The following is a 17,972-nucleotide window of genomic DNA, read 5'->3' as shown; positions in this document are numbered from 1 at the left end:
GTAAACCGGCAGGACGCCGGTTTAGCCGCGACGGGGCAGGGACGCCCCGTCGCGGCGGCCCGCGGAGTAATGCCGGAGTGCGGGCACACCGAGCCCAAGCGAGGTGCCGAGTGGTGGGGCAAGAGCGTTTTGCTTACTTTTGCGCTCTTCAAAAGTGAGCCGCTGTAAGAGCGGAACCAATATCAGCAACAACCCAAACAACGGATATGCCCCCAATCACTCCTTATCGTTCCCATAGTTCATGATCGACAACAACCGAATCGGCACCTGCACCAACTCCTCGGGCCCATGCGGAATCTCCCCCTCAAACGTCAAGCTATCCCCGGCCTCCATCCGATACAGCTGATTCCCATGCCGATATATCAGCTCACCCTCGAGCAAATGCAAAAACTCAGTCCCAGGGTGCGCAAAGGTCGGAAACTCTTCACTGGCGTCATCCATGCTGACCATATACGCCTCGAAGCTCTTCTTGGGCCCCCGCGTATGATTGAGCAGGTGATAGGTGTGCCCCTTCTCGGTCCCCCGACGCACCACTTCCATCCCCTGGTCAGCCTTGACCAACAAGGCACTGCCATCCTGCTGGTCATACTCACTGAACAACTTCGACAACGGCAGCCCAAGCACATCACACAAGCGGCTCAAGGTATCGAGACTGGTAGACACCTGGGCGTTCTCAATCTTGCTCAACATGCCCTGGCTGATATCGGCAATCTTCGCCACATCGGACAGCTTCAGGTCCTGGGCCTGACGCTGGCGTTTGATCTGCAGCCCCAGGTATTGCTCGAGCTTGAGGCGCGGGGCGGTTTCGGTGGACATGATCATCGGCTCCTGCACGGTTTCCGTTCAGTAATATTATTTTCGCACTGGGAAAGTGCAAAGTCTGGCACTTGAAGGCCACCCCGCTTTGCGTATTCCTGCGGGGAAAAGAATTTTCCCATATATACAGCACAAAAGCGCTTTGATCGGCACTTCAATCGCCCGCTCGCGAATCTGGCAAGGGTATTGCATTCCTGCAGGGAAACTAACTTTCTTTTTAGGAATAAAAAGACAGTAGGCCCACCCACACGGTTTTGCCTTTCGCGAGGAGTGACACGCAATGTTGCCAGCAGAAACCCAGCGCATCATCGACAAGCACGGGATCAAGTACGTGCTTGCGCAGTTTGTGGACATACACGGTGCGGCCAAGACCAAGTCGGTGCCGATCTGCGGGCTCAAGACGGTGGCCGAAGAGGGCGCAGGTTTTGCCGGGTTCGCCATCAGCGGCATGGGCATGGAGCCTCACGGGCCAGACTTCATGGCCCGCGGCGACCTGTCGACCCTGACTCCGGTGCCATGGCAACCGGGCTACGGGCGGGTGGTGTGCGTCGGCCATGTGGACGGCAAGCCACATCCCTACGACAGCCGCTATGTGCTGCAGCAGCAAGTGCAGCGCCTGCAAGACAAGGGCTGGACCCTGAACACTGGCCTGGAGCCCGAGTTCAACCTGATGCGCCGCGACGAGCAGGGCAAGCTGCAATTGGTCGACCCCAGCGACAACCTGGACAAGCCTTGCTACGACTACAAAGGGCTGTCGCGCTCGCGGGTGTTTCTTGAGCGGCTGACCGAAGCCTTGCAGGCGGTGGATTTCGAGGTCTATCAAATCGACCACGAAGACGCCAACGGCCAATTCGAAATCAACTACACCTACAGCGATGCCCTGACCTCGGCCGACCGCTTTACCTTCTTCCGCATGGCCGCCGGCGAGATCGCCAATGACCTGGGCATGATCTGCTCCTTCATGCCCAAGCCCGACCCGAAACGCGCCGGCAACGGCATGCACTTTCACCTGTCCATCAGCAGCGCCGAGAACAAAAACCTGTTCTTTGATGCCAGCGATCCAAGCGGCATGGGCTTGTCGAAAATGGCCTATCACTTCGCCGCCGGCTTGCTTGCCCACGGCCCGGCCCTGTGCGCGTTCGCCGCGCCAACCGTCAACTCCTACAAGCGCCTGGTGGTGGGCAATTCCTTGTCCGGTGCCACCTGGGCCCCGGCCTTTATTGCCTTCGGCGCCAACAACCGTTCGGCCATGGTGCGGGTGCCCTATGGCCGGCTTGAATTCCGCCTGCCGGACGCCGGTTGCAACCCCTACCTGGTCAGCGCCGCGATCATCGCGGCCGGCCTGGACGGGATTGACCGCCAGCTGGAAATCGACCACGTCTGCAACGAAAACCTATACAGCCTGAGCCTCGCGCAGATCGCCGAGCGCGGCATCAAGACCCTGCCGCAATCCCTCAAGGAAGCCTGCGACGCGCTGGAAGCCGACCCGCTGTTCATCGAGGTACTGGGCCCGCAGATCGTGGGTGAGTTCATCAAGCTCAAGCGCATGGAGTGGGTTGAGTACAGCCGCCATGTGAGCGACTGGGAAATCCAGCGCTATACCGAATTTTTCTGACACCGTGTGACGGAGACTTGTTATGTGTGGAATCGTAGGCCTGTACCTGAAAAACCCGCAGTTGGAGCCCCAGCTCGGCAAGCTCTTTGAACCCATGTTGCAGGCCATGACCGACCGTGGCCCGGACAGTGCCGGGTTCGCCATCTACGGCGACGAAGTGGCCGACGGCTGGGTCAAGCTGACCCTGCAGGCGACCACCGAAGCGTTTGACTGGAAAGCCCTGATGGGCGAGCTGGAAGGGCGCCTGGGCTGTTCCCTGGACTGGTTCCAGAACGCCAGTGCCGCCGTATTGAAGATCCACGCCGACGAAGCCCCGGTGCGCCTGGCCCTGGCCGAACTGGCACCGAGCGTGCGCATCATGAGCGCCGGGCAGAGCATCGAGATTCTCAAGGGCATGGGCTTGCCCCAAGAGATCTCCCAGCGCTTCGGCCTGGCGAGCATGCAGGGCAGCCACATCATCGGCCATACGCGCATGGCCACTGAAAGTGCAGTGACCATGGAAGGCAGCCACCCGTTTTCCACCGGCGCCGACCTGTGCCTGGTGCACAACGGTTCGCTGTCGAACCACTTCCGCCTGCGCCAGGAACTCAAGCGCGAAGGCATCCATTTCGAAACCGACAACGACACCGAAGTCGCCGCCGGCTACCTGACCTGGCGCCTGCAACAGGGCGATTCCCTCAAGGAAGCGCTGGATCACTCCCTGGAAGACCTCGACGGCTTCTTCACCTTTGCCATCGGCACGCGCAACGGTTTTGCGGTGATCCGCGATCCGATTGCCTGCAAGCCGGCGATCCTCGCCGAGACCGACGACTACGTCGCCATGGCCTCCGAGTACCAGGCGCTGTCGAGCCTGCCGGGGATTGAAAACGCCCGTATCTGGGAGCCCGCACCGGCCACCCTGTACATCTGGGAACGCGAGTCAGCTTAAGGAGCGCACACATGAAAACCATCGATCTTTCCACCGCCAGCGTGCGTGACCTCAACCAGGCGCTGCACGCGCAGGCTATCGATAACGAATGGCGCGTCACCCATTCCAACGGCAAGCACAACCTCGCCGTGGGGGTGAACCAGGCGGTGTCCATCGATATCGAGGGCCACGCGGGCTACTACTGCGCGGGCATGAACCAACAGGCGTCGATCACCGTGCACGGCAATGTCGGCGTGGGCTGCGCCGAGAACATGATGTCGGGCTCGGTGCGCGTCAAAGGCAGCGCCTCCCAGGCCGCCGGCGCAACGGCCCATGGCGGCTTGCTGGTGATTGAAGGTGACGCAGGGGCGCGTTGCGGTATTTCCATGAAGGGCATCGACATCGTTGTCGGTGGCAGCATCGGCCATATGAGCTGCTTCATGGGCCAGGCCGGGCGCCTGGTGGTGTGCGGCGATGCCGGCGATGCGCTGGGGGATTCGTTGTATGAAACCCACATTTACGTCAAAGGCACGGTGGAGTCCCTGGGCTCCGATTGCATCGAAAAAGAGATGCGCAGCGAACACCTGCAAGAACTCCAGGAACTGCTCGATCGCGCCGGTTTTGCCCATCAGGCGGCCGACTTCAAGCGCTACGGCTCGGCCCGCCAGCTCTACAACTTCAAAGTCGATAACGCCTCCGCGTACTGATCCAGGAGCTCCACCATGAGTGAACAAACCCCTCCAGTGTTGCGCGAGTCGGCCACCTTCGACCGCCTGACCATCCAGGAAATCCAGCGTGCCGCCGAAACCGGCATCTACGACATTCGCGGCGGCGGCACCAAGCGCAAGCTGCCGCACTTCGATGACTTGCTGCTGCTGGGCGCCAGCGTGTCGCGCTACCCGCTGGAAGGCTATCGCGAGAAGTGCGGCACTGACGTGATCCTCGGCAACCGCTTTGCCAAGAAACCGATCCACCTGAAGATTCCGGTGACCATCGCCGGCATGAGTTTCGGCGCGCTGTCGGCCAACGCCAAGGAAGCCCTGGGGCGTGGCGCGACCATCGCCGGCACCAGCACCACCACCGGCGACGGTGGCATGACCCCGGAAGAGCGCGGCCAGTCTCAGCACCTGGTGTACCAGTACCTGCCGTCGCGTTACGGCATGAACCCCGACGACCTGCGCAAGGCCGACGCCATCGAGATCGTCCTGGGCCAGGGCGCCAAGCCCGGCGGTGGCGGCATGTTGCTGGGGATGAAAGTCACCGAGCGCGTGGCCGGTATGCGCACCTTGCCGATTGGCGTCGACCAGCGCAGCGCGTGCCGCCACCCGGACTGGACCGGCCCGGATGACCTGGCAATCAAGATTGCCGAGCTTCGGGAAATCACCGATTGGGAAAAACCGATCTACGTGAAAATCGGCGCCAGCCGGCCGTATTACGACGTGAAGCTGGCGGTCAAGGCCGGTGCCGATGTGATTGTCCTCGACGGCATGCAGGGCGGTACGGCCGCCACCCAGGAAGTGTTTATCGAGCACGTTGGCATCCCGATTCTGTCGGCCATCCCGCAAGCGGTACAGGCTTTGCAGGAGATGGGCATGCACCGCAAGGTCCAGTTGATCGTGTCGGGCGGGATTCGTAACGGCGCCGATGTGGCCAAGGCCATGGCGATGGGCGCGGACGCGGTTGCCATCGGTACGGCGGCGTTGATTGCCCTGGGCGATAACCACCCACGGCTGGACGCGGAACTGAAAAAGATCGGCTCGGCCGCCGGCTTCTACGACGACTGGCAGAACGGCCGCGACCCGGCCGGGATTACCACCCAGGACCCGGAACTGTCCAAGCGCCTGGACCCGGTGGAAGGCGGGCGTCGGTTGGCCAACTATCTGCGGGTGATGGTGCTGGAGGCGCAGACCATGGCCCGTGCATGCGGCAAATCCCACCTGCACAACCTCGACCCCGAGGACCTGGTGGCGTTGACGGTGGAATCGGCCGCCATGGCCCGGGTGCCGCTGGCGGGGACCAGTTGGGTGCCGGGTTCCGGTAGCGGTTACTGAAACTGGATGAAAACCTGTGGCGAGGGAGCTTGCTCCCGCTGGGGTGCGAAGCAGCCCTGAAAGAGCCGGCTCCAGCTGCGCTGTCGAACGGGAGCAAGCTCCCTCGCCACAGCAAGCTCCCTTGCCACAAAAAAATCAAATCAAGGGGCCCGCCAAGAGGCTCCCCAAACAACAACTGCTCACTGCCAGCCCCATCCCATTTCTTTTGCAGGAGCTTTGAACATGGTCAATCGTCTTCTTGGCAAATCCCTTCTCGCGTTACTGGCGGCCGCTGCTTTTGCACCCTTGGCCCAGGCCGCCGACGCCCCCACCTTGAACACCGGCAGCACCGCCTGGATGGTCACCGCCGCCGTGCTGGTGTTGTTCATGTGCCTGCCGGGGCTTGCGTTGTTCTACGGCGGCCTGGTCCGTGCGAAAAACATGCTCTCGCTGTTCACCCAGTGCTTTGGCATCGCCGGCCTGGTGGGCGTGTTGTGGGTGATCTACGGCTACAGCATGGTGGTCGACACCACCGGCATGGTCGAAGGGCAGGTGACGTTCAACAGTTTTGTCGGCGGGTTGAGCCGGGCCTTTCTGGCCGGCATGACCCCCAAGAGCCTGGTGGGGGATATTCCGGAAGGTGTGTTCGTGACCTTCCAGATGACCTTCGCCATCATCACCCCGGCACTGATCGCCGGGGCCTTTGCCGAACGCATGAAGTTCTCGGCGGCGCTGCTGTTCATGGCCGTGTGGTTCACCCTGGTCTATGCCCCGGTGGCGCATATGGTGTGGGGCGGTTCGGGGGCCTTGATGCATAACTGGGGCGTGCTCGATTTTGCCGGTGGCACCGCCGTGCACATCAACGCCGGTGTGGCTGCACTGGCCGCGTGCCTGATCCTGGGCAAACGCCGTGGCTACCAGAACACGCCGATGCCGGCTCACAACCTGAGCCTGACCATGGCTGGCGCGGCGATGCTCTGGGTGGGCTGGTTCGGGTTCAATATCGGCTCCGGTGGCGGGCTCAACGGCACCTCGGGAATTGTCATGCTCAACACCCAACTGGGCGCGTGCGCCGGGATTCTCGGCTGGATGTTCACCGAGTGGTTCAAGGTCGGCAAGCCGAGTGCCCTGGGCCTGGCGAGCGGTGCCCTGGCCGGCCTGGTGGGGATCACCCCGGCCTGTGCCTATGTGGGCGTCGGCGGTGCCTTGGCCATCGGCCTGCTGTGCGGGGTGTTCTGCTACTTGAGCGTGACGGTGTTGAAGCGTCGTTTCGGTTATGACGACAGCCTCGATGTGTTCGGCTTGCACGGCATCGGCGGCATGATCGGCGCGGTGTTGACCGGCGTGTTCTGCGTGCCGTCCATGGGCGGGCTGGTGGAAGGCGTGACCATGGGCGGCCAGGTGGTTGCCCAGATCAAGGGCGTACTGCTGACCACGGTGTATTGCTTCGTGATCAGCTGGATCATTCTCAAGGTGGTCAATGCACTGGTTGGGTTGCGCGCCCATGAGTCGGTGGAAGAGATGGGACTCGACCTCGCCGAGCACAACGAGCGGGCTTACAACCACTGATAGCCCGAACGGCCCACTGTAGGAGCGAGCTTGCTCGCGAAGAACGTCAACGATGACGCAGCGCTTCTGGATTAGCGCGGTGTCCTCGCGCTTTTCGCGAGCAAGCTCGCTCCTACAGTGGCGGTTTGCATTGGGGCTCAGCTCACCGCCAGCTCGTGGGGCAGGGCGGCCCGCTGCAACTGGGCGGCCACCAGGGTGTTCTTCAGCAGATAGGCAATCGTCATCGGCCCCACACCTCCCGGCACCGGGGTAATCGCACTGGCCACGGTACGTGCGCTCGCATAGTCCACATCCCCCACCAACCGCGTGCCGGTCTCGGTACTGATACGGTTGATCCCCACATCAATCACCACCGCGCCGGGCTTGAGCCAGCTGGCGTCGATCAGTTGTGGCCGGCCCACGGCGGCGACCACGATGTCTGCCAGGCGGCACAACGCGGGTGCATCGACACTGCGCGAGTGCACCACGCTGACCGAGCAGTTGGCCTGCAACAACAGAGTCGCCATGGGTTTGCCGACAATGTTCGAGCGGCCAATCACCACCGCGTGCAAGCCGCTCAGATCACCGCAGGTTTCGTGCAGCAGGCGCATGCAGCCACTGGGGGTGCAGGGTGTGAGCACTTCCAGGCCTTGCACCAGCCCACCGACGTTTTCCCGATGAAAGCCATCCACGTCCTTGATCGGGTCGATGGCATGAATCACTGAGGCTTCGTCGATATGGCCCGGCAGCGGCAACTGCACCAGGATGCCGTTGACTGCAGGGTCGGCGTTCAGACGGGCAATCAGCTCCAGCACGTGCGCCTGGCTGGCGTCGTCCGGCAGCCGGTATTCGAGGGAGCGAATCCCGACTTCCTTGGCCCGCAGCAGTTTATTGCGCACATAGACGTGGCTGGCCGGGTCGTCGCCCACCAGCAGCACGGCCAGCGCCGGGTAGATCTGTTGCGTGGCAAGCACCTGAACCTCTTCGCGAACCTCGTCGAGAACCTGGGCAGCGATGGCCTTGCCGTCGATATCGCGGGCAAGCGTGGAGAGAGAGCTGGTCAAAAGCGTCACCATTGTCTGGAGAAGTGGAGGCGCTGAGGGATCACTCCCTCAGCGATGAGATCAGGCTACCAGCTGATGGCAGCCATACACCACCAGCACACCGGCAATCAGCGTGGCATAGGGCAACCAACCGGCACGCTTTTGCCCGTCATCGGCCTGGATATACAGGTCGCTGAGCATCGCGGCGGGGAAGCGGCCCTTGTCCTGCACGTAGTGGCGGAAGCAGAACACCGGCAGGATCAGCAGCGCCAGCAGCAAACCGGTGACCAGCGTGCCCGCGCCCCAGATATCCGCGCCCAGGCCCATGCAGGCCAGGTTGACGAAGCTCAGCACGCCACCTGCCGCCAGCAGCACGGTGGGCGCCTTGTACGGGCGCACCCAGTCGGGGCGGTCCAGGCGGTGGATCCAGCCGGCGTTGAGGTTGAGGAAGTTGAAGATGATGTAGCTGACGTTGGAGGCCGCGAGCACGAACACGTAGTCGGACATCAGCAACAGCAGCAGGTTGAACGACAGGTCGGTCCACATCGCCGCCGTGGGCGCCCCGTGTTCGTTGGTACGTCCCAGGTATTTGGGCAGCCAGCCGTCCACCGACGCCTGATACAGGGTGCGCGAAGAACCGGACATCGAGGTCATGATCGCCAGTAACGTCGCCAGCACCAGCATGATCAGCACGATATTGGCGACCACCTTGCCACCGCCAATGCTGTCGGCCATGACCTGGCCAACTCCCATGCCGCTGTAGATCGCCGGTGACAACAGGCCGCTGTACACCGCCGGCGTGACGATGGCGCCGCTGGCGTCGAGCACCGCCGGGGTCACCAGTTGGCCCAGCCCCAGGCTGCCTTGAAACGCCAGCGGGACCAGGGTGAACACCAGGATGCACAGCAGGCCGGCGTAGAAAATCGCCTTGAACGTGTCGCGCTTGGGGTCCTTGAACTCCCGGGTGTAGCACACCGCCGTTTCAAAACCGTAGGTGGACCACGCGGCCATGAACAGCCCGCCGGCCATCAGCGACCAGCCGGAAATATCCCAGGGCCCATCGATGACTTGCCCGGCCGCATCATGGGCCAGGGGGTACAACGGCAGGAAGTTGGCCTGGGCCGCATCCCCGGTGAACAACGGCACCACGCCCACCAGCAGCAGCGGAATCAGCGAGGTGACGCCCAGCACCAGGGTCAGGCGCGCCGAACGCAGGATGCCGCCGTGCTGCACGGCAAACACCGTGAGCAGAATCAACAGGCCGATGCCGAAGGTCGCGTTGATCCGCAGCGACAGGCCGCTCTTGACCCAGCCCAGGTCCAGCAGGGTCAGTTGCCAGGTGTTGATCAGCGCATCGGCGGGAAACAGCGCGGTCAGGATATAACCCGCCGCCAGCCCCGAACCGATGGACAGCACCGGCGACCATGCCAGCCAGTTGCACCACACCGAAACCGGTGCAATCAGCTTGCTGTAGCGCACCCAGGCGACGGCGCCGTATACCGAGGCGCCACCGGACTTGTGGGGGAATAACCCGGCGATCTCGGCATAAGTGAATGCCTGGATAAACCCGAACAGGATCGACACGATCCACACGATCCACGCCGGTTTGCCGACCGTCGCGGCAATGGCGCCAATAGAGAACAGCACCAGGGCGGGTACGCCACTGGCGACCCAGAACGCCCCGCGCCAATCGATCTTGCGGTGCAGGCTGCCCACCGAACTGGCGGCCTGCGGTACTGCCTCGAACGTCGTCGCTTCCATCTCTGTATTCCCATGTCTGAATAGCGTTTAAGTGGGGCAGTCAAAATGGGGTGGCGCACACGCGTATCGGAACGATCAACTGCGCACCCGGCTTTTGTCCGGGTCATAGAAAATCGCTGCGCTGGCCGTGGCGCTGATGCGCTTCTGCAGGCCATCGACTTTGCCAATCTCGAGTACCGTGCCGGGCTCGGCGCACGCCACGTCCACCCGGCACAACGCGATGTTGCTGGCCAGCAGCGGGGAGCGGCAGGCGCTGGTAATGACCCCGACCTGGGCCCGGCCCTGGTACACCGGGTCGCCATGGTGGGCAGTCTCGTTGCCGCTCAAGTGCAGGCCGACGAGCTTGTGGGTGGGGTGCGCACTGCGCCGCAACAGGGCGTCGCGCCCGATGAAATCATCGGTTTTGCTTTTCAGCGGCACGCTGAACCCGATACCCGCCTCAAACGGGTCGGTCTGGTCGCTGAACTCGTAGCCGGCAAAAATCAGCCCGGCTTCGATGCGCAGCATGTCCAGCGCTTCCAGGCCCAGGGGGACCAGCCCCAAGGGTTGGCCGAGCTGCCAGATGCGGTCCCACACCCGTTCGGCGTCTTCGGGCTGGCACCACACTTCATAACCCAGTTCGCCGGTGTAGCCGGTACGGGAAATCATCAACGGACAGCCGTCGAAACCGTCCAGCCGCCCCACCAGGAAGCGGAACCAGCCGAGGGCTTCCAGGCTCGGTTGGGTGGGTGGGGTCCAGACCATCTGTTTAAGCAGCTCGCGGCTCATCGGCCCCTGCACCGCCAGGTTGTGGATCTGCTCGCTGGCGGACTTGACCCACACCTTCATGCCCAGTTTCTGTGCCTGTTCCCGCAGCCACACCCCGGCGTAGTCCTCACCGCAGACCCAGCGGAAATTGTCCGGGCCCAGGCGCAGCAAGGTGCCGTCATCGAGCATGCCGCCGTGGGGGTGGCACATGGCGCAATAGACCACCTGGCCCACCGCCAGGCGCCGCACGTCGCGGGTCAGGCAGTACTGCAACAGGCTCTCGGCGTCGGGGCCGATGATTTCGAATTTGCGCAAGGCGGTCAGGTCCATCACCGCTACCCGTTCGCGGCAACCGAGGTATTCCTCGGTGGCGCCGTAGCCGTCGTAGCGCAACGGCAGCCACCAGTTGCGGTAGTCGGTGAAGCTGCCGGTGAGGCGGCTTGTGCGTGAGTGGAACGCAGACTCACGGGTCAGAATCGGGTCGGCATCGGCCGTGGTTCGAGTGCTCATGGCGATGGAAAAACGCTCCTTCTCGCTGTAGATGCGGACGTGGATGTCGCTCGGGTCCCAGCCATTGGCGGGGTCGATGTCATCCGGGCATGAAGTGCTCGCGCACAGCAGGTCGGTGGTGGCCCGCAACAGCACATAGTCGCCGGGACGCGACCAGGGCTCGTCGAGGGTCATCTGCTGGTGCGCGTCGATCCCGGTATTGAAGAAAAAATTGATCGCCGGCCAACCCTTGCGGGCCTGGACGCCATGGGGCGCGAGCACCTGGCTGAGGTTGTCGCTGCAGTTGTCGTGCCCGAAATAGCCCTGGCTTTCGTAATAGCGTGCGGCGCAGGCCAGGGCGAAGGAGTCGTGGCGGCCGACGGTGTCTTGCACCACCTCCAGCATCGGTTGCATGTTCCGGTCGAAGAACTTCGAGAACAGCCCGGGTGCGGGGTAGGCGCTGCCGTTCAGCGTGCGGGTGACGGTCTGGTCGAGGTCCAGCTCCAGCCCGCGATCCAGGGCGCGACGGTCGAGGGCGACAAAGTCCGAACATTGGCGCCCGGCCACATCCAGCACCTGCACGTACTGCCCCTTGGCGACGGTGTAGCTGTGGGCCGTGCCGGCGCGCAGGGTGAATTCGTCCAGCACTTCGCCCAACCGTTCAGGCAGGGCGGGCACCCAGAGGGGAGAGGGGTCGACGCGGGTTACCAGCAGGCGCAGTTCGCTCGGCCGGTATTGTCGGTCAACGGCGGTGGGCCCGGCCGGGGCGGCAACGATCACCAGCAACCGGTCATGGGCGGTGAAATGACGGCTATGGCCGGGCGGGCTGTCGTCGTCCCACAGCGAGGCGGCCAGCGGCAACCGTTGCGGGTCGATGCCGCGCCGGTTGAGCGCCTGGCCGATACGCCGGGTCACGCGGCAAGCCGTTGTGCCGTGCAGTGCCCAACTGGCCAACGCACTGCGCCCGTCGGCATCGAGGGCCAGCAGTGCGCAGGTTTGCCGGCCTTCGATGTCGATCACCTGCAGGCGGTCGCCGGGTTGCAAGTCCACCAGGGTCACTCCGCCGGCGGCCACGCGGTAACGTTCCAGGTGGGGGGCGCGGGCGAACAGCCCGGGCTCTCGGGGATGAGAAACACGAGGTGCATTCATCATCAGCCGACCGACTTGATGGGCGTCGCGGGCTCAGCCAGGTACGCCGCCATCGAGTCATCCAGCGCCTGCAACCACGGTGTGTGGTGCGGTGGCGATTGGGTTCCGGTCATCAGCGAACGATAAGACTTGTCGCGGTAGCCCATGATGTTTTCCGCCTTGTCATGCTTCCAGTGCAGGAAGGTTTCGTTCACGGCGGCAATGTCGAAATTCGGGTAGTCGGTGGCGTCCACCAGGTGCTGGATGTAGGCGCCCTGGTACTCGAACATCTGCTGGTTGGTTTCCAGGGTCTGTTCCCGTGCGTGCCACTGCTGGCTGTCGGTGGCTCGTTCGGCCTGGCTCGGCAGGGTGATGCGCCCCAGGATCACATCGCGGGCATACCAGGCCTGGGCGTCGAACATGTTGAAGGAGTACCACTGGTCCTGCATGCCCAGGTAGATCAGGCGCGGGTTGGGTTCCCAGAACACGCCCTTGTACAGGTTCATCGGCCACAGGCGGTTGTCGGTCTTCAGGCTCAGCTCATCCGGCAGGAACGGGAAATGATGCTTGTAGCCGGTGCACAGGATCACCGCATCGATGTGTTTGCTGCTGCCATCGACAAAGTACGCGCGGTTGTTTTCCAGGCGCGTGAGCAACGGCTTTTCTTCCCAGTTGTCTGGCCAGGCATAGCCCATGGGCGCGGTGCGGTAGCAACTGGTGATGCTGCGGGCGCCGTATTTGTAGCACTGCGAGCCGATGTCCTCGGCCGAATAGCTGCTGCCGACAATCAGCAGGTCCTTGTCCTTGAACTCCAGTGCCTCGCGAAAATCATGGGCATGCAGGATGCGCCCGGCAAACTGTTCGAAGCCGTCGAAGTACGGCACCTTGGGCGTGGAGAAGTGGCCGCAGGCGTTGACCACGTAGTCGAACTCCTCACAGGTCAGCGTGTCGTTGCTGTAGTCGTGGGCGTAGAGGGTGAAGCGTTGGGTCTGCTCGTCGAAGGTGACTTGGCGCACCACATTGTTGAAGCGGATGTAGTCGCGCACGCCGGCTTTTTCGACCCGGCCCTTGATGTAGTCCCACAGCACCTCACGGGGCGGGTAGGAGCCGATGGGCCGGCCAAAGTGCTCTTCAAAGGTGTAGTCGGCGAACTCCAGGCACTCCTTGGGGCCGTTGGACCACAGGTAACGGTACATGCTGCCGTGCACCGGCTCGCCGTTCTCGTCCAGGCCGGTGCGCCAGGTGTAGTTCCACATGCCGCCCCAGTCCTGCTGTTTCTCGAAGCACACCAGTTCGGGAATGGCGGTGCCCTGGTCGCGGGCCGACTGGAACGCGCGAAGTTGTGCCAGGCCGCACGGGCCGGCGCCGATGATTGCTACACGTAGAGTCATGAGCGTGCCTCCTGAAGGGTTTCAGCGAAAGATCACTGTCTTGTCCTGGTTGATGAACACCCGGTGCTCCAGGTGGTATTTCAGGGCTTTGGAAAGGGCGACGGTCTCGGTGTCGCGGCCAATGGCGACCAGCGAGTCGGGCAGGTGGGTATGGTCGACGCGCTGGATTTCCTGCTCGATGATCGGCCCTTCATCGAGGTCGCTGGTGACGTAGTGGGCGGTGGCGCCGATCAGCTTCACGCCACGGTCGTAGGCCTGGTGATAGGGCTTGGCGCCCTTGAACCCGGGCAGGAACGAGTGATGGATATTGATCGCCCGCCCCGAGAGCTGTTGGCACAGGCCGTCGGACAGAATCTGCATATAGCGGGCGAGCACCACCAGGTCGGTCTGGGTGTCCTCGACGATGCGCATCAGCTCGGCTTCCTGGCTGGCCTTGCTGTCCTTGGTGATGGGCAGGTAGATGAAGCGGATGCCTTCGCGCTCGGCCATGGCCCGCAGGTCCAGGTGGTTGGAGACCACGGCGGTGATGTGCATGTCCATTTCGCCCTTGCGGTGGCGATAGAGCAGGTCGGTGAGGCAGTGGTCGAACTTGCTGACCATCAGCAGCACGCGGGTCGGTTGGCGCGAGCTGAACAACTGCCACTGCATGTCGAAGCCACCGGCGAGGTCGCCCAGGCCTTCGCGCAGGGCACCGATATCACCGCTGACCCCGGTGTTGAAGCGGAACACCGCGCGCATGAAAAACTGCCCGGTGAACTCGTCGTCGAATTGTGCCAGCTCGCTGATATAGCACTGCTGGCGGGCCAGGCAAGCGCTGATCGCCGCGACAATCCCGGACGCCGCCGGGCAGGTGATCTTGAGAATGTAATGTTCGCTGGAGGCGTCCATCGAAGGCTCCTGAATCAAGTGTGGGAAGGCTCAGCCCTTGGCCGTGCGCTTGGTTTTTTCCGGGTCGTCAAAGGGCAGGGCGTGGGTGGTGGCGCTGGCCTCAAGGCTGCCGCGCACCTGCAAGGCAATGCCGGGTTCGGAACAGGCAACGCTCATGCGTGCGATGGCCATCGAGCGTTTGCTCAGGCGCGAATACATGCCGCAGGTGATCACGCCGACTTGCTGGCTGCCTTGCCACAGGGTGTCGCCGGCCTCGGCAGGGCGCACACCGTCCAGCAGCACGCCGGTGATCTTGAAGCGCTCCTGGCCGCGCAGGCGCAGGTGTTCTTCGGCGCCGCGAAATGCTTGTTTGCCAGGGGAGACGGTGAAATCCAGGCCCATCTCCCAAAGGGTGTCGCCGGCTTTCTGGTCGGCGAAGGGGTACATCTGCGAGTTGTCGTACGGAAAAAACATCAGCGAGCTTTCCACCCGCAGCCAGTCCAGAGCGGTGAAGGCACACGGGATAATCCCCAGGCTCGCGCCTTGTTCGAGGATGCTGTCCCACAGGAAAGGCGCGTCGGCGGCCTTGCAGAAAATCTCGTAGCCGCGCTCGCCGGTGTAGCCGGTGCGGGAGATCATCACCGGGCGGTCGAACAGGCGGGTTTGTAGGTGGTGGAAGTACGGCAACTGGCGAATGCCGGGCACGTGCTCGGCGAGGAAATCCACCGCCAGCGGGCCTTGCAGCGACAGATCGTGCAGGTCGTCATCGAACAGCACCGCCACTTGCCGGCCCTGGGCGGAGCGCACGAGCATTTCATGCCCGGTGCCGGCGCCATGCACCACCATGAAGGCGTTGGGCCCGGTGCGGTAGACGATGCAGTCGTCGACGAATTTGCCGTCTTCGTCGAGCATCGAGGCGTACACCGATTTGCCGGGGTAGAGCTTGGCGATATCGCGGGTGGTCGCCCACTGCAACAGGCTCTCGGCGTGGGGCCCGACGTAGTGGACTTTTTTCAGCCCCGACACGTCCATCAGCCCGGCACGGGTGCGGATCGCCTGGTGGTGGTCGGCCAGCTCGCTGCTGTAGGTCCAGGCCGTGCCCATGCCGTTCCAGTCTTCGAGGTTCGAGCCGAGCGCGCGGTGCCGCTCGGCCAATGCAGAAATACGCCATGAGTGGGTCATGTGAGGGTCCTTTGGGTAAAAAGAGAGCCGGGAAAAGGGGCGGTCAGGCCTGCGGGTCGAACTGGCTCAGCCACTCCACCAGCGTGTGCCGGTAGCGGGTCATGCCCTTGTAGTCGGCGATGGGGTCGGGCAGGTCGCGCAGCACGCGGTGCAGGCGACAGCCCCAGCCGGGCTGGGTCACCAGCTCATCCATGCTGATCAGGTAGGTGCGGATGCTGAACATCACCGCGTTGCTGCGGGGCAGGCGCGCCATCACTTGCAACTCGACCCGCAGGTGCACCTGTTGCCCGACGTTCTGCGAGGTGATCTGGCCGCGGTCCGCGCCCCATTCGTGAAAGGTCTCGGGGGATGAATCCAGGCGCGGGTTGATGGTCAGGGTCCAGTTCAGGCGCCGCACAGGCTGGCCGGCCTGCAGGTTGAGCAGGTACTTCAGCGCACGCTCGAACACGCCCATTTGATGGGCCATGGGCACCGGTGCATGCCATTGCTTGAAACTCATGCCGGCGTCGAATGCCAAGGACCAGTCGGCCGGGCCGGTGATCAGGCCGGCGTCCATGTAGAGGTCGCCGTCGCGCTGGTCGAGCAAGGCGAAATCTCCCTGCACCTGGCGCCCGATAAATTCCAGCGGTTCACAGGGCAGGCTGGTGGCGTCGCCGAATACAAAGTGCTGGTTGATCTCCAGCAGGCGGTTACGCCAATGCCAGCGGTCGCCATCACGGGCCAGGCTGAACCACTGCGGGTAATCGGCGGCGAGGTGTTCCATCAGCATCTGCAACGCATCCCAGGCGGCCACTTGCATGTGCGGCATCACCAGGTAGCGACGCGGGTCCTTGTCCAGCACCAGCGCGCGTTCGGCCATTTCCGAGCGGTAGTGCTCGTCGATGTCGAAGCCATGTTCATAGATCGAGCCCGGGTCGCGCGAGGTCGCCGGCTCGATATTCACCGAGTACAGGTAACTGTCTTCGGTAAACGGGAAGGGGAAGCGGCGGATCGCCGTCGGGCTGTTGTGAAAGCTGAAGTCGTCCCGATAACTCAGCACGGGGCTCGATGGTAGAGGCATGGTCAACAACTCCTAGAGGTCCAGCGAAACGCATGGGCCGTTGCCGCGAGAGACGCAGGGCATCAGAAAGTCGGCTTGCTCGGCCGGTGTGAGGAAGCTGTCGCGGTGTTCGATGGCGCCGCCCATGTGGCGCGTCATGCATTGGCCGCACACGCCGCCACGGCACAGGTTGGGTACCTGCAACCCGGCGGTTTCCAGGGCTTCGAGCAGGCTCTGCTCGGCCTCGACCCGCAGGCGCCGATCACTGCGCAGCAGGTGCAGGTCGAACGGCTGGCCCGGTTGTGCGCCCTTGAACGCTTCCGAGTGCACGCGTTTGGGCGGCCAGCCGAGGCGCGTGGCCTGGTGCTCGACCGCGTCGAGCAGGGACTGTGGGCCGCAGGTGTAGACGTGGCTGCCCAGCGGCCGGTTGCCGAGGATGCGGCTCAGGTCCGGGCGGCCTTCGTAGGTGTGCAGGCGTGCACCGAGGCGCTGTTGCAACTCGTCGAGGTAGGCGTCGCTCAGGCCCGGCCTGAACAGGTAATGCAGTTCGAACTCGGCCTGCTGTTGTTCGAGGGCCGCGATGTAGGCCATGAACGGCGTGATGCCGATGCCGGCGGCGATCAGGATATGCCGGCGGGCCGTGGCGTGGGGGGCGAACAGATTGGCCGGTGGCGAGATCTGCAAGGTGTCGCCGACCTGCACCTGCCGATGCAGGTACTGCGAACCGCCACGGGACACGTCTTGCAGGCGCACGGCGATGCGGTAGTGCTGGTGGTGCGCCGGGTCGCTGGTCAGTGAGTAGGCATTGCGTACCTTGCCTTCGGCCAGCGGCAGATGCACTTGCACATGGCTGCCGGGCGAGAAGCCAGGCAGGGTGCCGTCGCAGGCCACCAGGGTGAACTCGCGCACCACCGGTGTAAGCATTCTTGCCGCGCTCACCTGCACATTGAGGGCCGCGCTCATGGCTGGAACCCCGCATAGGGCTTGTCGGGGTTATTGCACACGCCGAAATAAGCCCCCAGGCGCCTGGAAAAATGCGTGCGCACCTCCAGCCCCACATGGCAGCCGATGCAGTTCAACAGCGGCTCCGGCCCGGTCGCCTGGATCAGGCCACAGTGCGCGCAATACACCAGGCGTTGGCCGGGCAGCGAGCAGGTCAGGCGGATTTCGTCGTCTTCCAGGCCGGCGGCGCGGGCCTGGCCGTGAAGGCGCCACACAAAGGCTTCATCGCCCAGCAGGTAGAGCCGACAACCCACGGTGGCGCTGGCCAGTGCCTGCTGCAAGCGCCAGGCGAAGTCGGGTTGTTCACCGTTCAGCAGCAACGGCTGGTCCAGTCCGGCGACAACCTCCAGGCCAACGGTCGCCGATTGCATCACCACGATGGCGCGGTTGTGGGTGTGGGTCATGCG

General features: G+C 63.5%; 15 protein-coding genes. 5 read left to right on the top strand and 10 right to left on the bottom strand.

Annotated features, from left to right (window positions below; genetic code table 11):
- Nucleotides 1–216 precede the first annotated feature (216 nt).
- The gene (locus M2400_RS26295; protein ID WP_177046668.1) at nucleotides 217–816 is read right to left on the bottom strand and encodes a helix-turn-helix domain-containing protein; all 600 of its coding nucleotides are present in this window, start codon (nucleotides 814–816) and stop codon (nucleotides 217–219) included.
- 280 nt (nucleotides 817–1,096) lie between these two features.
- Between M2400_RS26295 and glnT the strand changes: the two genes are divergently transcribed.
- The 5 genes from glnT (at nucleotide 1,097) to M2400_RS26270 (ending at nucleotide 6,937) form a co-directional block, all read left to right on the top strand.
- Nucleotides 1,097–2,431, top strand: coding sequence for a type III glutamate--ammonia ligase (gene glnT, locus M2400_RS26290; RefSeq protein WP_177115543.1), 1,335 nt, complete (start codon nucleotides 1,097–1,099; stop codon nucleotides 2,429–2,431).
- Nucleotides 2,432–2,453: 22 nt separating this feature from the next.
- The gene (locus tag M2400_RS26285; protein WP_177046663.1) at nucleotides 2,454–3,359 is read left to right on the top strand and encodes a glutamine amidotransferase family protein; all 906 of its coding nucleotides are present in this window, start codon (nucleotides 2,454–2,456) and stop codon (nucleotides 3,357–3,359) included.
- 11 nt (nucleotides 3,360–3,370) lie between these two features.
- Entirely contained in the window at nucleotides 3,371–4,045 is a 675-nt protein-coding gene (locus M2400_RS26280) for a protein glxC (RefSeq protein WP_177079427.1), read from the top strand.
- A gap of 15 nt (nucleotides 4,046–4,060) precedes the next feature.
- Nucleotides 4,061–5,389 carry an FMN-binding glutamate synthase family protein gene (locus tag M2400_RS26275; RefSeq protein ID WP_177046659.1) on the top strand — a complete coding sequence of 443 codons (1,329 nt, stop codon included), beginning with the start codon at nucleotides 4,061–4,063 and terminating at the stop codon, nucleotides 5,387–5,389.
- 222 nt (nucleotides 5,390–5,611) lie between these two features.
- On the top strand, nucleotides 5,612–6,937 hold the full coding sequence (locus tag M2400_RS26270) for an ammonium transporter (RefSeq protein ID WP_259198977.1): 1,326 nt from the start codon (nucleotides 5,612–5,614) through the stop codon (nucleotides 6,935–6,937).
- A gap of 137 nt (nucleotides 6,938–7,074) precedes the next feature.
- Here the strand turns inward: M2400_RS26270 and folD are convergent, their stop codons facing one another.
- The 9 genes from folD to M2400_RS26225 form a co-directional block, all read right to left on the bottom strand.
- The gene (folD, locus tag M2400_RS26265) at nucleotides 7,075–7,992 is read right to left on the bottom strand and encodes a bifunctional methylenetetrahydrofolate dehydrogenase/methenyltetrahydrofolate cyclohydrolase FolD (RefSeq protein ID WP_177046655.1); all 918 of its coding nucleotides are present in this window, start codon (nucleotides 7,990–7,992) and stop codon (nucleotides 7,075–7,077) included.
- A 48-nt stretch (nucleotides 7,993–8,040) separates the two neighbouring features.
- On the bottom strand, nucleotides 8,041–9,720 hold the full coding sequence (locus M2400_RS26260; RefSeq protein WP_177115546.1) for an APC family permease: 1,680 nt from the start codon (nucleotides 9,718–9,720) through the stop codon (nucleotides 8,041–8,043).
- Nucleotides 9,721–9,795: 75 nt separating this feature from the next.
- Entirely contained in the window at nucleotides 9,796–12,105 is a 2,310-nt protein-coding gene (locus tag M2400_RS26255) for a DUF1989 domain-containing protein (RefSeq protein WP_259198976.1), read from the bottom strand.
- A gap of 2 nt (nucleotides 12,106–12,107) precedes the next feature.
- Nucleotides 12,108–13,475, bottom strand: a complete 1,368-nt coding sequence (locus M2400_RS26250) for an NAD(P)-binding domain-containing protein (RefSeq protein ID WP_259198975.1) — start codon at nucleotides 13,473–13,475, stop codon at nucleotides 12,108–12,110.
- A gap of 21 nt (nucleotides 13,476–13,496) precedes the next feature.
- A complete protein-coding gene (purU, locus tag M2400_RS26245) occupies nucleotides 13,497–14,363 on the bottom strand; it encodes a formyltetrahydrofolate deformylase (RefSeq protein ID WP_259198974.1) in 867 nt (288 codons plus the stop codon).
- A gap of 30 nt (nucleotides 14,364–14,393) precedes the next feature.
- The gene (locus tag M2400_RS26240; protein WP_259198973.1) at nucleotides 14,394–15,524 is read right to left on the bottom strand and encodes an aminomethyltransferase family protein; all 1,131 of its coding nucleotides are present in this window, start codon (nucleotides 15,522–15,524) and stop codon (nucleotides 14,394–14,396) included.
- Nucleotides 15,525–15,567: 43 nt separating this feature from the next.
- Nucleotides 15,568–16,584, bottom strand: coding sequence for a DUF3445 domain-containing protein (locus tag M2400_RS26235; protein WP_259198972.1), 1,017 nt, complete (start codon nucleotides 16,582–16,584; stop codon nucleotides 15,568–15,570).
- 12 nt (nucleotides 16,585–16,596) lie between these two features.
- Nucleotides 16,597–17,526, bottom strand: coding sequence for a PDR/VanB family oxidoreductase (locus tag M2400_RS26230; protein ID WP_177046641.1), 930 nt, complete (start codon nucleotides 17,524–17,526; stop codon nucleotides 16,597–16,599).
- Nucleotides 17,523–17,969 (bottom strand): dimethylamine monooxygenase subunit DmmA family protein, encoded by a 447-nt coding sequence (locus M2400_RS26225; protein WP_259198971.1) that lies wholly within the window; start codon nucleotides 17,967–17,969, stop codon nucleotides 17,523–17,525. The genes M2400_RS26230 and M2400_RS26225 overlap by 4 nt, the downstream gene beginning before the upstream one ends.
- Nucleotides 17,970–17,972: the final 3 nt, after the last annotated feature.

It is taken from the genome of Pseudomonas sp. BIGb0558, from assembly GCF_024807515.1.
Taxonomy (GTDB): domain Bacteria; phylum Pseudomonadota; class Gammaproteobacteria; order Pseudomonadales; family Pseudomonadaceae; genus Aquipseudomonas; species Aquipseudomonas yamanorum_A.
Note: the sequence above shows the minus strand (reverse complement) of the source record. Positions and strands in the feature narration are given on the sequence as shown.